Raw genomic sequence first — 13,890 nt, forward strand, 5'->3', positions numbered from 1 at the left:
GCCTCGGGAGCGCGAGCAGGCGTTGAAGACGTAAAATGAACATGGTGACAGGTTGTGCTGCCGCTCGCCGCATCGCCTGCTGAAACCGAGGGATTCCGCCATGGCAGAGGAGGTCTACCGCCCCGGACTCGAAGGGGTAATCGCGACCGAAACCGCGATCTCCTTCCTCGATGTCGAGCGCGAGGAGATCGTCGTCCGCGGCTACAACCTGCTCGACCTCGCGCGGGAACGGACATACGTCGATGTGGTCGGGCTGCTCATCGACGGGCGGCTACCGGACGACCAGGAGCGCGCGGTGCTGGAACGCCGGCTGCTGGCCGCCGCGGAGGTGCCAGCGCAGATCTGGGAGATATTGCGGCTCCTGCCGCCCCGGATGCACGCCATGGATCGCCTGCGCACCGCTATCTCAACGCTCGGGGGCTTCGACCCCGGGGTGGAGCGGGTCGATCCCGAGCAGGACCGTGAGAGCGGCCTGCGGATCGTAGCTCAGGCGGCCACGATCGTCGCGAACCTGGTGCGCGTGCGCGAGGGGCAGCAGCCGCTGGCCCCCGACCCGAGCCGGTCCTTCCCCGCGAACTTCCTCTGGATGATCACTGGCCGCGATGGCAGCCCGGCCGAGGTGCGTGTCTTCGACCAGGCCCTCATCGCCTACAGCGAGCACGAGCTGCCCAACTCGACGTTCGCCGCCCGGGTCATCGCCTCCACCCTGGCCGATGTCTACGGCGCGCTGACCGGAGCCGTGGCCTCGCTCAAGGGGCCGCTCCACGGTGGGGCGAATGAGGCGGTCATGGCGATGCTGCTCGAGGCCGGCGACGAGGAAGGGATCGAGCGCTGGATCCGGGAGCGGCTGGCCCGCAAGGAGCGGATCATGGGCTTCGGGCACCGCGTCTACATGCGACGCATGGACCCGCGTGCCCAGCTCCTGAAAGAGACGCTGACCCGGCTGGTCGCCGAGCGCGGCGACGCCGAGGGGCAGAAGCTCCTGCGCATGTGCGAGCGCGCCGAGCGCCTGATGCACGCTGAGAAGGGCCTCTACCCGAACCTGGATTACTACGCGGCTCCGGTCTTCTACGTCCTCGGCATCCCGATCGAGCTCTACACGCCGATCTTCTTCGCCGCGCGCACAGCCGGCCTGGTAGCGCACGTCGTCGAGCAGCACGCCCATAACCGGCTCTTCCGGCCGCGGGTGCGCTACACTGGCCCGCGCGGGCTGAAGCCGGCATAGACACCGCGCTGGCCGTGTGAGAGCGAGAGGAGAAGGGGGCACGTGGCGACCCTCACCCACGCGCGACCGGCTCCGGATCGGGCCCTGCAGGAGCTTGCGGACTACACCCTCCGCGCGGAGATCTCCAGCGAGCTAGCCTACGAGACCGCCCGGCTGGCGCTGGCTGACTCGCTCGCCTGCGCGTTCGAGGCGCTGGCCTATCCCGAGTGCACCGCGCTGCTGGGGCCGGTCGTGCCCGGCACCGTCGTCCCCAACGGGGTCAAGGTGCCGGGGACGCCACACGTCCTCGATCCCGTGCAGGCGGCCTTCAGCATCACGGCCATGATCCGCTGGCTCGACTACAACGACACCTGGCTCGCGAAGGAATGGGGCCATCCGTCCGACAACTTCGGCGCGGTGCTGGCCGTCGCCGACCATGTCAGCCGGCTGCGGCGCAGCCGTGGCGAGGCGCCGCTCCGCCTGCGCGACGTGCTCACGATGGCGATCAAGGCGTACGAGATCCAGGGCATCCTCGCACTCGAGAACAGCCTCAACCGCTTCGGCTTCGACCACGTCCAGTTCGTCAAGGTCGCCTCGGCAGCCGTCGCGACCGCCCTCCTGGGCGGCGGGGAGGACGAGGTGCTGAGCGCGCTCTCGAACGCCTGGATCGATGGGCCGGCGCTGCGCACGTACCGCCACTACCCGAACACTGGGCCGCGCAAGTCATGGGCCGCCGCCGACGCGACCAGCCGTGCCGTCCGGCTCGCGTTCCTGGCTCTCCGGGGCGAGCCCGGCTACCCCACGGCGCTCAGCGCGCCCCGCTGGGGGTTCGAGGACGTGGTGCTGCGCGGCGAGCGGGTCGTGCTCGGCCGTCCGCTGGGCAGCTACGTGATGGAGAACGTCCTCTTCAAGATCGCCTTCCCGGCGGAGTTCCACGGGCAGACCGCCGTGGAGGCCGCGTTCCGGCTGCACCCGCTGGTGCGTGACCGGTTGGACGAGATCGAGCGGATCGTCATCGAGACGCAGGAGCCGGCCGTCCGTATCATCGATAAGCCCGGGCCGTTCGCTAACCCGGCCGACCGCGACCACTCGCTCCAGTACATGACAGCGGTGGCGCTCCTCTACGGCGAGCTGCGCTACGAGCACTACACCGAGCCGGTCGCGTCCGACCCGCGCATCCCAGCGCTGATCGCCCGAATGGCCGTGGTCGAGCATCCCCAGTTCAGCCGTGACTACCTCGACCCCGACAAGCGCTCGATCGCGAACGCCGTCCAGGTCTTCTTCACCGACGGCACCAGTACCGAGCGGGTGCTCGTCGAGTTCCCGCTCGGGCACCCGCGGCGTCGCCAGGAAGGGTTGCCGCTCCTACGCGAGAAGCTGCGCCGCGCGCTCGCCGCCGCCTATCCGGAGCGCCAGGCCGAGCGGCTGTACGCCTTGCTGGCCGAGTCGCCGCAGCTACCCGACCTGCCAGTCGATCACCTCATGGACGCGCTCCATCGTGGCTAGCGGAAGGATGGCGTGCCGGTGAGCTGGCTGCAGCAGAGCCCGACCCCGCAGGCTGTGCTGGCCGAGCAGTTCCGCGAGCTGGTGGCCCAGGAACCACTAGTGCTCCCGGGGGCGCACGACGCCCTCGCCGCGCTCCTGGCCCGGCGCGCCGGCTTCCGCGCGCTCTACCTCTCGGGCGGAGCCTACACGGCGAGCCGCGGGCTGCCCGACCTGGGGCTTGTCGGCCTCGAGGAGGTGGCCGAGCGGGCCCGCGACATCGTGCGCGCCGCCGAGCTTCCCCTCATCGTCGACATCGACACCGGGTACGGCGGGGTGCTGAACGCGGCACGAGCCGCCCGCACGCTGGCGGAGGCCAGGGTAGCGGGAGTCCAGATCGAAGATCAGAGCTACCCGAAGAAGTGCGGCCACCTCAGCGACAAGTCGCTCGTGCCTCCAGAGGAGCTCGAGCAGAAGATCCGAGCGATCAAGGCGGTCGCACCGACGCTCTACATTATCGCTCGCACTGACGCGCACGAGAGCGAGGGACTCGAGGGCGTCGTCGCCCGGGCACGACGCTACTTGGCCGCTGGGGCAGACGCGATCTTTCCCGAGGCACTGACGAACGAGCGGGACTTCCGGGCCGTGAGCGAGGCGCTGCCGGGGGTGACGTTGCTGGCCAACCTGACCGAGTTCGGCAAGACGCCGCCGTACACCGCGGCCGAGCTGGCGAGCTGGGGCTACCGCATTATCTTGTTCCCGGTCTCGGCCCTCCGGGTCGCGGCGAGAGCCATGGAGCGGCTCTACCAGCACCTCTGGGAGCACGGAACCACCCGCGACCTCGTGCCCGAGATGCAGACCCGCGCGGAACTCTACGAGACGATCGGCTACTTCGACTACGAGGCGCTCGATAGCCAGGTCGCGCGCTCGACGTTGCCCCAGTGGCCACCGGCCGATACGAGCCACGGCGGGCAGCAGGGATAGGGCCACAGGAGTACAGGCGACTATGAAGCTCGCGTTCATCGGGGCCGGGAGCACGGTGTTCGCACGCGCGTTGCTGCGCGACCTGTTCCTCTTCCCCGAGTTCCACCAGGCCACCATCGCGCTGATGGATATCGACCCTGATCGGTTACGCGATACCGAGCTAGTCGCTCACCGCGTCGCCGATCAGGCCGATGCCCGTCCACAGATCGAGGCAACGACCGACCGGCGCCGAGCGCTCGACGGCGCTGACTATGTCCTCACTATGTTCCAGGTTGGTGGGTACCGCCCGGCCACGGTGATCGACTTCGAGATCCCGAAGAAGTACGGTCTTCACCAGACGATCGGCGACACCCTCGGCATCGGCGGGATCATGCGGGCGTTGCGCACCATCCCAGTCATGCTCGAGCTGGCCCGCGACATGGAAGAGCTGTGCCCGCAGGCACTCCTCCTCAACTACGTGAACCCGATGGCGATGCTGGTCTGGGCCGTCAGCCGGGCGACGCGGGTCAAGGTCGTCGGGCTCTGCCACAGCGTGCAGGGCACGGCGGCTTACCTGGCCCACCTGCTGGGCCTGAAACCGGAGGAGGTTACGTATGTCTGCGCCGGCATCAACCATCTGGCCTTCTACTTGCGCCTGGAGCACCACGGGCAGGATCTCTATCCAGCACTCCGCCGGCTCCTCGATGATGGGGATGCGCCAGCGCACGACCGGGTGCGGTTCGAGATCTTTCGCCGTTTCGGCTACTTCCCTACGGAGTCGAGTGAACACTTCTCCGAGTATGTGCCCTGGTTCATCAAGCGGGACCGGCCCGATCTGATCGAGCGGTTCAACATCCCGCTCGACGAGTACCCGCGCCGCTGCGAGGCCCAGATCGCCGACTGGCTGGAGATGCGCGCGGCGCTGCTCGATCCGGATCCGGCCGCGCTCGCCCGTTACGAGCAGGACCGGCGCCAGCGTCAGCTCGCGATGCTGGAGGCGGTCGGCGAGCACCGGCGCGCCGCCTGGCTGCAACGGGTGTGGGAAGAGGAAGCGCGGACCGGCCGGCCGCATCACTCCGGCGAGTACGCCACGCTGATCATCCACTCGATGGAGACCGGACAGCCGCGGGTGATCAACGGGAACGTGATGAACCACGGGCTGATCGATAATCTACCTCCAGGCTGCTGCGTGGAGGTGCCCTGCCTGGTGGACCGCAACGGGGTGCAGCCGGTGCACGTCGGCCCGCTGCCGCCGCAGCTTGCGGCGTTGATCCAGACCAACGTGAATGTGCAGGCGCTGACGGTAGAGGCGGCGCTGACCGGCCGGCGGGAGCATATCTATCATGCGGCTATGCTCGATCCGCACACCAGCGCGGAGCTAGATCTGGACCAGATCCAGGCACTGGTCGACGAGCTGCTCGATGCCCACCGCGCGTGGCTGGCTCCTTGGCAGGAAGCTGCCGCAGCTTCCTGACCGAAGACTCAGGATCGAGGACATCACACATAGAGTGTGGACGAGCTGGCATTCTCAGCGACGAGCCGGCCGTTCGCGATCACGTAGCGCGGCGGCGCGTGCTCGAGGATGGCCTCGTGCACGCTCTCCGCCTCGAGCACGACCAGGTTCGCCGGCGCCCCGACAGCCAGCCGGTGCCCCTCGACACCCATCGCCCGGGCCGCCAGGGTCGTCGCCATGTCGTAGAGCCGCTCCATCGCCGCGGGCGTCATCGCCCACATCAGGTGCGAAGCGAGGAACGCCACTTCCAGCATGTTATGTCGCCCATAAGGGTAGTAGGCGTCGGCGATGTCGTCCTGGCCCAGCGCGACGATTACTCCGGCGTCGAGCAGGTCGAACGCGCGGGCATAGAGCGGGCCGGTGTGCGGGTCGACCACGAAGCGGAGATCGGCCTGCCTCGCCAGCACCGCCAGCTTGCGGAAGTACGGCTCCGGGTACAGGGCCATGGCCCGGGCATGGCACGCCGTGACCCGGCCCTGCCACCCATAGCGAAGCGCCGCCGTAGCCAGGAGCTCGGTCGTGCGCAGGCCAGGATCGCCGGCATCGTCCACGAGCATCGCCACCGGCCGACCAGTCTCCCTCGCCAGGTCGAACGCCCACTCGACATGCTCCCGCATCGCCTCGTCGGTGTACTCGATCCAGGGGATACCACCGACCACGTCGGCGCCGAGCTGGATCGCTTCCCGGACGTAGTCGGCAGCCCCAGGATCGCGTAGCAGGCCGTCCTGCGGAAAGGCGACGACCTCGACCTGCACGGCTGGGGCCAGCTCGTCGCGAAGGCGCAACACCGCCCGGGCCGCCTCCAGCCGCGCCTTCGTGTCCACGTCGACGAACGCCTGGACATGCGTCACGCCATAGCGCAGGCCGTCAAGCAGTGCCCGGCGAGCGTTGCGATAGATCCAATCCTCCCGGTACTCTGCCTTCACCGCGGCCGCGAGCTCGATGGCCGACATCGCCCCGCCCATCGCGCCGCCCTGGTACTGTGCCAGCGCCCCCTCGCCGACCATGTGGAACGTATAGACCTTACACAGGTGCAGGTGTGGATCGACGAACGACTCGGTGACGAGCCTGCCCCTGGCGTCGAGCTCATCGTCGCCCCGTTCCAGACCGGAGCCGATGGCAACGATCTTCCCTTCCTCGATGGCGATATCGACGAGCTCAGCCGGGCGCTGCCGCGTGCGAGCGTTGCGGATCACGAGCTTCGGCATGGTCGAATCCTCCAGAAATCAGCGGAAACGCGCTCCACGGCAGCCTAGCGCCACCTCGGGCATCCGGCAAGGGCCGCACCGGCCTCACTCCCGGAGCACCCGCACCCCTGGAACTTGACAAAACGCGATCGTACAATCAGCCTACCTGACCTCCGGCGAGCAACGGCTGTCCCCTCGCTGAACCGGAGCGTCACGACGGGCGGGAATCGAGGGTGATCGGAGAGGCACCGTGTGGTGGGAAGCGATATTGAACGCAATCGACCGGCAGCGCTGGCTGGATCGGCCGGGCAAGGTGCTGCGCGGCGCCGTCGGCTCGGCGCTGGCGAGAGGAGGGCTGGCCGGCCGCTGGCTGAAGAATGCTCTACACGGTACCTGGCTCGGGCACCCGCTCCATCCGGTTCTGACCGATGTGCCGCTCGGCGCCTGGACCGCTGTCGCCGTCCTCGACGCGGCCGAGGTCTTCGGCGGCCGGCGTCGCCGCCGGAGCGGGGCCGACGCTATCCTCGGGGTGGGGCTCGCGGCCGCGGTCGGCGCGGCGGCCAGCGGCCTCAACGACTGGCAGCACACGCGAGGCCGTCCGTCACGGATCGGCTTAGTCCACGGCTCCCTCAATCTCAGCGCCACGCTGCTCTACGCAACGTCGCTCTGGTGCCGCAGGAACGGGGCGCGGGGGGCCGGGCAGGCACTCGGCTTCCTCGGCTATGCGCTGGCATTCGCCGCGGCGTATCTCGGCGGCCACCTGGTCTATGGCGAGCGGATCGGGGTCGACCACGCGACGCGCGAGGGACTGCCCCGCAGCTTCGTGCCGGTGCTGCCCGAGACGGAGCTCGAGGAGGGGAAACCGCGACGAGCCATCGCTGGAGAGGTGCCCATCGTGCTGGTCCGATGTGGCGGCCAGATCTACGCCCTGGGCGAGACCTGCTCGCACCTCGGGGGACCGCTCTCGCAGGGCACAGTCTCCGATTGCAGCATTACCTGCCCCTGGCACGGCTCGCGCTTCTCGCTGGAGGACGGCCGGGTCCTCGACGGCCCAGCGACCTACCCGGCGCCGCGCCTCGAGGTGCGCGTCCAGAACGGGCAGGTCGAGGTGCGGGCGGCGCATGCCTGATCGCACGCCGGTTGCTCGACCAGCTTGGGCAGCCCGGTGACGCGCGCCGCTCACATCGACCGTGGGGGCGCCAGCACAGCCGCAACCAGGGCAACCCCGCCGAGGATCAGGCCGATGCCGACCATCCAGTAGAGCAGTGCCGGGTACAGAATGATCAGGATACCCAGGATGATCAGTAGCGCCCCCAGCACGATTGCCGTCACCGGGCTCAGGCCGCGTGCGAGCGCGGATATCCCCCCAGCTAATCTCGTCTGCATCGCTCCAGTCCTTCCGTCTGCCCGCTACCGAACTCGGCTCGCGCGACCATTGGCGAGCGGCGCGACCTGGGCATCGACCTGCACCGCTGCCACTGCGCGTCCGAGATGACGCTCGACGGCGGTCTTGACCCGCTGCTGCAGGGTGTCGGTGAGCTCCGGCACGCTGGTCTCTGGATCGACCGAGACCTGGCAGTGTACCCGTAAGCCGTCACGCCCCTCGATCAGGTGAGACCGGACCTCCCGCACACCCTCGACCTGCGCTGCCTCCCAGGAGACCAGGTCCTGGACGGCCCGGCGGTCGACCGTCACTCGCCCCATCCCATCCTGGCGCACCGTAAGCCTGGGGGGCTCCCTCCGACCTGGCAGCAACTCCAGGACGAACAGCGACAGACCGACGACCAGGAGCACGGCAGCGACGGTGATCGTCCAGGCACGGTCGCTGCCGGTCAAGGCAGCGAAGTCCTCGAGCCGATCAGTGAACCACGGGGCGGGGGACAGAGAAGCCGGCTCGGCGAGCCCGAGCATGACCAGCAGCACAGCGCCGGCCACGATGACCAGCAGGGCCGAGACGACGAGGGCGAGCAGACGGTTGAAGACGTTCATGGCTGCTCTCCTCCGACGCGCAGGTCCTCGACTGTCACGTCGATACCACCCACTTCCTCCACACTGAGATCGTCGAGAGCTGCACGCGCTGCCTCGCGTACCCGCTCGGCGAGCTCCGGCAGATCGACTGCAGCCCCATAGGCGGCGGTGAGATGGATGTCGATATCCAGCGGACCACGCGCACGGGTGACGCCGACACCACGAATCACCTGGTTCGGGCCATAGGTCGCCGTTGCGTGCCGCCCCTGGCCGATCCCGGCAACCCCTGGCACCCGCTGGACGGCGGCCGCAACCGCTCGCGCGATCACGATCTCATCGAGCGCTGCATGCTCAGGCATCACGGCCGCCCTTCGCACCTACTGGACACGTGTGTCGGTCTGTTGTTGCTGTTGAGCAAAGTACAGATCGGTCACGTCGATGTTCACCTCGCGGACGGTGAGTCCGGTCATCGAGTTGACCCGGTTCCGGATGTTCCGCCGGACGGCGTCTGCCACCTGGGGGATGCTCACGCCGTAGTCGACGATCATGCGCAGGTCCACGGCCGCCTCGCGCTGTCCGACTTCCACGCTGACGCCCTGCGTGCCGATGTTGTCGCCCCCACCGCCAGCAACGCGCTGGGTCAGCCCGCTCAACGTCCCACCGACTCCTTGCGAGACCAGCTCGTGCACACCCGGAACTTCTCTGGCCGCGATGGCCGCAATCTTGGCCACCACGTCGTCCGCGATCGTCGTGCGCCCATGCTCGGTCACGAGGTCAGTCGCCCGCGCGGGCGCCGTCTCCTGCGGTCGAGTCTCGGCCACGTTCTGTCGTGTCTCAGCCATCCTGGGCCTCCTTCTGTATGCACACCAACTCCGATTCGGGGAACAGTCGCTGGGTTGAACTTTACAATAAGCACTCGTGCGATGCCACACGGAGCACCCTGCGAGCCAAGCCTGCCGGGTAATCTGGATCACGAGACCCGAAAACGCGCGTTGCTACTGGTTATGTCTGGTACCGAGCCATCGCGCTGAGCGCTGCCAGATCCCCGTCTCACCCGACGGGCTCGCTGCTAAGGAGCAAACGGCGGTTTCTCGCACCCTGCCTCATCTTCCCGCGCTGGGCGAAGAGAGGGTTTGGGGTGGAGACCTGTCAGATTTCGGAGGCTACCTCATACTGGACGGTACGCGTCTGACGGCGTCCGATACGGTACAGGCGGCGAGCTGCGAAAACGCTCCGGCCAGCACAGCTCAGCCCCGGGAATGCAGCACCGTTGATGCCTGTGGAGTCACAGAGAGGAACTAGCTCGATGCAGCCAGGCAAGCAAGGACGCGCACGGCAGCGCGCGCGTGTTCCTCCTCCGGTACGTTCTGATACGCTCTTTCGACCAGTTCCGCAGGAATCTCTGCCGGCTCGGCCAGCTCCAAAAGTTCTGGGTACTCGCGAACGGCCCGGTGCAGGTAGTCCAGAATATGGAAGCCCACCACATCGTGCGTGTCCGGATCTAGCCGATAGGCGAGCCAGTCAGGATCATCGAAAAAGACACTAACTGCTGGTTTCGCGGGGAGATCCCAGAGCACGAGTAACTCATCCGCTAATGGGTTGTAGGTCACAGTGATGCGTGACACTCGCAGCCGTTCGGCCAGTTCCTCGGGAGACGGGATCCTGGGATGATATTCAAAGGCTAGCCAATCGTTCACGGCCATAGCTGTTCCTCCCCCTGATGAATGCGGTTGGTCGGGAAAGCAGTGATGATCCTCGCCGGGTCAGTGGAAAAGTCGACCACAACCTTCAGGTACGCCGCGATGGGGACTGAAAGCACGGTCGTGAACTGGTAATAACAGCTTCCCACAGTGACATGCCCTGTGCTCATTATCCATCACATCGCCGTCGGATGCCATGGTACCTTCGTTCTGGTTTATTGGCACCGGCAGGTACACTGGGGCGCGAGATGGCGATCGTAGTCATCCACTGGGAGGAATGAGCATGGTGCAGCAGCTCACGCGCGAGCAGATTCCGATCGAGGAGCGCTGGGAACTGGCCGATCTCTACCCGACCCCGGCCGACTGGGAGGCCGAGCGGCAGGCCGTGCTGGCCGAACTGCCCCGGCTAGAGGGGATGCGCGGCACGCTGCGGCAGGGCGCCCAGCAGATCCTGGCCGTGCTCACGCTGGCCGACGAGATCGACCAGCGCGTCGAGAAGCTCTTCGCCTACGCGCTCCTGGCCCGGGACCAGGACACGCGCGACCCCGAGGCGGTCCAGCGCTACGAGCAGGCGATGTCGCTGGCGGTGGCTGCCAGCCGCGCCGCTGCCTGGATCGCGCCCGAGCTGCTGGCTTTCACCGACGACGAGCTCCGCGCCTTCCTGGAGCAAGAGCCAGGGCTGGCACCCTTCCGACGCGAGATCGAGCAGACGATCCGGATGCGCCCGCACACCCGCTCGGCGGAGGTCGAGGAGCTGCTGGCCGAGACGGCCGAGCTGGCCCGCGCGCCGTCAAATGCCTTCACCTTCCTCGACAACGCCGACATCCGCTACGGCGTCGTCATCGACGAGGACGGTACCGAGATCGAGCTGACCAAGGGCCGCTACCTCCTGCTCCTCGAGCGACGGAACCGGCAGGTACGCCAGCAGGCGTACGAGGTGTTCCACGCGCCATACCTGGCCCATCGCCACACGCTCGGTGCGCTGCTCGCCGGGAGCACACAGGCGGACGTCTTCTACGCGCGCGCTCGCCGCTACGAGTCGGCGCTTCAGGCCGCGCTGTACCCGAACGCCATCCCGCTCGAGGTCTACACCACACTCATCGAGCTCGTGCGACAGCACGCGCCGCTGCTGCAGCGCTACCTCCGCCTGCGCAAGCAGGCGCTCGGGCTCGGCGAGCTGCGCGCCTTCGACCTCTACGTCCCGCTGGTCGAGCGCCCGGAGCGGACCTATACGTACGCCGAAGCCCGCGACCTGGTGCTGGCAGCCATGGAGCCGCTGGGTCCGGAGTACACCGAGCCGTTACGCCAGGGTCTGCATTCCCGCTGGGTCGACGTCCACGAGACGCCGGGCAAGCGATCGGGCGGCTATAGCTTGGGTGTCTATGGCGTCCACCCGTACATCCTGCTGAACTGGAACGGCACGCTCCGCGAGGTGTTCGTGCTGGCCCACGAGGTCGGCCACGCGATGCACTCCTACTTCTCCTCGCGAGCCCAGCCGCACCCGACCTCGCAGTACACGATCTTCGTGGCCGAAGTCGCCTCCACGTTCAACGAGCGGCTGCTCACCGCTCACCTGCTGGACATCACCGGCGACCCGCGCGAGCGGGCCGCGCTGGTCAACGACGCGCTCGAGACGTTCCGCACGACGCTCTGGCGCCAGACGCTCTTCGCCGAGTTCGAGCTGCTCACGCACCAGGCGGTCGAGCGGGGTGAGGGGTTAAGTCCCGACTGGATGACGCGGGAGTATGGCCGGCTGCTGCGCGAGTATTACGGGCCGGATCTCGTGGTGGATGAGCAGGTGGCCCACGAGTGGAGCCGGGTGCCGCACTTCCACCGCGGCTTCTACGTGTTCCAGTACGCGACCGGGCTGGTGGCGGCAACCGCGCTGGCGCGCGCGGTGCTCTCCGGCGACGAGGATGCACGCCGCCGTTACCTGGCGTTCCTGGCCGCCGGCTCCTCCAAAGACTCGCTCGACCTGCTGCGCGACGCTGGGGTGGACCTGACCACGCCGGAGCCGTACCTGGCCGCCTTCGCCACCGTCGAGCAGGATCTCGACACGCTGGAGGCGGCGCTGCGCGAGCTGGGGCTGATACCAGGGGATGAGCCGTCTCGGTGACTCCGCCCGCGCGTGCCCGCCTCACGCCCTTGAAGGCGCTGACTACTGGACGGTAGGGATGACCGGCCGGTCATCCCTACCGGATGGTCTGCGGGGGAGTGAGCTGCAGACGACCGGCTCGGTCGGTGGGGAAGCGGCACAATGCCTAGCCTATCGTTCTGATCCGGCTCACGGGGGGGATGGCTGGCGAAACCGGGGTCTGGGAGGCTGCCGGGATCGCCCGCCGGTTGGGTCTGAGCCGCGTTGCTCAGACCGCGGCGCATGGCCGAATCGCCACGTGCAGGGCCACCGTGCCCAGCATCAGCCGCCGGAAGCGCACCTCGGCGAGCCCGGCGCCGGCCAGCATGCCGGCCAGCGTCTCGGCGTCGGGGAAGGCGCCCGTCGAGCGCGGCAGGTAGCCGTAGGCGTCGCGATCGCCGCTGACCAGCCCGCCGATGAGGGGCACGATCTGGTCGAAGTAGAGGTGGAAGAGCGGCGCCAGCCACTGCTGCCGCACCGGCGTGGTCTCCAGGATCACGAGCCGCCCGCCCGGCCGCAGCACCCGCGCCATCTCGGCGATGCCGGCCTGGTAGTCCGGCAAGTTGCGCAGGCCGAAGCCGATGGTGCAGGCGTCGAAGGTCGCGTCGGGGAACGGCAGGCGCATCGCGTCCGCGCAGACCAGCTCGATGTGGGGATGTCCCAGCCGGCGGAGCTTCTCCGCTGCGCTGCGCAGCATTTCCCGCGAGAAGTCGAGCGCGACCACCCGCGCGGCACCCTGGCGCGCCAGCTCGATGGCCAGATCCCCGGTGCCGCTGGCGACGTCGAGGACACAGCCGCGGCCGCCGGCCAGCGCCTCGCGCGCCGCCAGCCGGCGCCAGGCCACGTCGCGCCCGCCGGTCATCAGGCGGTTCATCAGATCGTAGCGCCGGGAGATCCGGTCGAACATCGACCGGACTTCCTCAGATGGGCGCAAGGCCCCTGGCCGTCCTCGCTGGCTCTGCTGCGCCATCCCCACGCCTGGCCGAACGCGGCCCATTCTGCCGGTCACCGGCTCTGTGATGTACCACGGCGACCGCCCGTGCGCTACTCGCCCCGGCGATAGGTGCCAGTGAGCACCCCGCGAGCCAGCGCGTGGCCGGCGATCGCCTCCAGCACCGCCGCTCGCCCGGCGCCGGGCGGCAGGCCGAGGGGGGCATCGAGCGCGTAGAGCGTGAAACGGTAGCGGTGCTGCTCGCCGCGCGGCGGGCAGGGGCCGCCGTAGCCGGTCCGGCCGAAGTCGTTCTCGCCCTGCTTCCCGCCGCCCGGCAGCTCTCGCCCCGCCGGCACGCCCTCGGGTAGCGAGCGGGCTTCCGCCGGCAGGTCGTAGACGAGCCAGTGGGTGAAGGTGCCGCCGGGCGCGTCGGAGTCGTCCATGACAAGGGCGAGGGCGCGCGTCCCCTCGGGTGGGTCCGACCAGGAGAGCGGAGGCGAGATGTCCTCGCCGTCGCAGGTGAAGCGCTGAGGGATCGCCGCGTCCGCGGCGAAGGCGGGGCTGGTCAAGTTCATAGTCGCAGGCGCCTCCGGTAGCTCCGGCCCTGCGCGACGGCCCGGCAGCGCGCAGGCCGCACTGGCCAGACAGAGCACCATTGCGAGCGTGCGGGCGATTCGAGCCGGCGTCAGCATTCGTCTCATCGGTACGGTGCATCCCCTGGGTCTCAGTCTACGACACGTGCGACAACCCGGTGCGGCCTCACCGCTCCCATCACTGCGCGGGGCGACCAGCCGGTCGCCCCTACGAA

14 protein-coding genes are annotated in these 13,890 nt (G+C 68.5%); 6 read left to right on the plus strand and 8 right to left on the minus strand.

The features are described from left to right. Positions 1 to 100: 100 nt before the first annotated feature. From mmgD to melA, 4 genes are read left to right on the plus strand one after another with little or no spacing between them, the layout of a single operon-like run. Positions 101 to 1,225, plus strand: coding sequence for a citrate synthase (gene mmgD, locus NET02_RS10925; protein ID WP_284057449.1), 1,125 nt, complete (start codon positions 101 to 103; stop codon positions 1,223 to 1,225). Between the two features lie 42 nt (positions 1,226 to 1,267). Beyond that, positions 1,268 to 2,710, plus strand: coding sequence for a bifunctional 2-methylcitrate dehydratase/aconitate hydratase (locus NET02_RS10930; protein ID WP_284057450.1), 1,443 nt, complete (start codon positions 1,268 to 1,270; stop codon positions 2,708 to 2,710). A gap of 18 nt (positions 2,711 to 2,728) precedes the next feature. Then, on the plus strand, positions 2,729 to 3,670 hold the full coding sequence (prpB, locus tag NET02_RS10935; protein ID WP_284057451.1) for a methylisocitrate lyase: 942 nt from the start codon (positions 2,729 to 2,731) through the stop codon (positions 3,668 to 3,670). 22 nt (positions 3,671 to 3,692) lie between these two features. Further along, a complete protein-coding gene (melA, locus tag NET02_RS10940; protein WP_284057452.1) occupies positions 3,693 to 5,123 on the plus strand; it encodes an alpha-glucosidase/alpha-galactosidase in 1,431 nt (476 codons plus the stop codon). Between the two features lie 23 nt (positions 5,124 to 5,146). Here the strand turns inward: melA and NET02_RS10945 are convergent, their stop codons facing one another. Continuing rightward, positions 5,147 to 6,370 (minus strand): amidohydrolase family protein, encoded by a 1,224-nt coding sequence (locus NET02_RS10945; protein WP_284057453.1) that lies wholly within the window; start codon positions 6,368 to 6,370, stop codon positions 5,147 to 5,149. A 229-nt stretch (positions 6,371 to 6,599) separates the two neighbouring features. On the opposite strand from NET02_RS10945, the gene NET02_RS10950 reads away from it, so the two are divergent. Beyond that, positions 6,600 to 7,478 carry a Rieske (2Fe-2S) protein gene (locus NET02_RS10950; RefSeq protein ID WP_284057454.1) on the plus strand — a complete coding sequence of 293 codons (879 nt, stop codon included), beginning with the start codon at positions 6,600 to 6,602 and terminating at the stop codon, positions 7,476 to 7,478. A gap of 50 nt (positions 7,479 to 7,528) precedes the next feature. Here the strand turns inward: NET02_RS10950 and NET02_RS10955 are convergent, their stop codons facing one another. The 5 genes from NET02_RS10955 to NET02_RS10975 all read right to left on the minus strand — a co-directional run bounded on the left by NET02_RS10955 (position 7,529) and on the right by NET02_RS10975 (position 10,020). Next, entirely contained in the window at positions 7,529 to 7,735 is a 207-nt protein-coding gene (locus NET02_RS10955; RefSeq protein ID WP_284057455.1) for a hypothetical protein, read from the minus strand. 24 nt (positions 7,736 to 7,759) lie between these two features. Then, positions 7,760 to 8,338 carry an alkaline shock response membrane anchor protein AmaP gene (amaP, locus tag NET02_RS10960; RefSeq protein WP_284057456.1) on the minus strand — a complete coding sequence of 193 codons (579 nt, stop codon included), beginning with the start codon at positions 8,336 to 8,338 and terminating at the stop codon, positions 7,760 to 7,762. Next, complete coding sequence (locus tag NET02_RS10965; protein ID WP_284057457.1) at positions 8,335 to 8,676, minus strand: Asp23/Gls24 family envelope stress response protein; 342 nt, start codon at positions 8,674 to 8,676, stop codon at positions 8,335 to 8,337. The genes amaP and NET02_RS10965 overlap by 4 nt, the downstream gene beginning before the upstream one ends. Positions 8,677 to 8,694: 18 nt before the next feature. Continuing rightward, a complete protein-coding gene (locus NET02_RS10970; RefSeq protein ID WP_284057458.1) occupies positions 8,695 to 9,159 on the minus strand; it encodes an Asp23/Gls24 family envelope stress response protein in 465 nt (154 codons plus the stop codon). A 456-nt stretch (positions 9,160 to 9,615) separates the two neighbouring features. Continuing rightward, on the minus strand, positions 9,616 to 10,020 hold the full coding sequence (locus tag NET02_RS10975) for a hypothetical protein (RefSeq protein ID WP_284057459.1): 405 nt from the start codon (positions 10,018 to 10,020) through the stop codon (positions 9,616 to 9,618). A gap of 280 nt (positions 10,021 to 10,300) precedes the next feature. Between NET02_RS10975 and pepF the strand changes: the two genes are divergently transcribed. Continuing rightward, the gene (gene pepF / locus NET02_RS10980; protein ID WP_284057460.1) at positions 10,301 to 12,133 is read left to right on the plus strand and encodes an oligoendopeptidase F; all 1,833 of its coding nucleotides are present in this window, start codon (positions 10,301 to 10,303) and stop codon (positions 12,131 to 12,133) included. Between the two features lie 247 nt (positions 12,134 to 12,380). On the opposite strand, the gene ubiE is transcribed toward pepF, so the two are convergent. Then, on the minus strand, positions 12,381 to 13,148 hold the full coding sequence (gene ubiE / locus NET02_RS10985; RefSeq protein ID WP_347711031.1) for a bifunctional demethylmenaquinone methyltransferase/2-methoxy-6-polyprenyl-1,4-benzoquinol methylase UbiE: 768 nt from the start codon (positions 13,146 to 13,148) through the stop codon (positions 12,381 to 12,383). Positions 13,149 to 13,195: 47 nt separating this feature from the next. Further along, the gene (locus NET02_RS10990) at positions 13,196 to 13,783 is read right to left on the minus strand and encodes a YbhB/YbcL family Raf kinase inhibitor-like protein (protein ID WP_284057462.1); all 588 of its coding nucleotides are present in this window, start codon (positions 13,781 to 13,783) and stop codon (positions 13,196 to 13,198) included. Between the last annotated feature and the right edge of the window lie 107 nt (positions 13,784 to 13,890).

This window comes from Thermalbibacter longus (genome assembly GCF_023806485.1).
Taxonomy (GTDB): Bacteria; Chloroflexota; Chloroflexia; order Thermomicrobiales; family Thermomicrobiaceae; genus Thermalbibacter; species Thermalbibacter longus.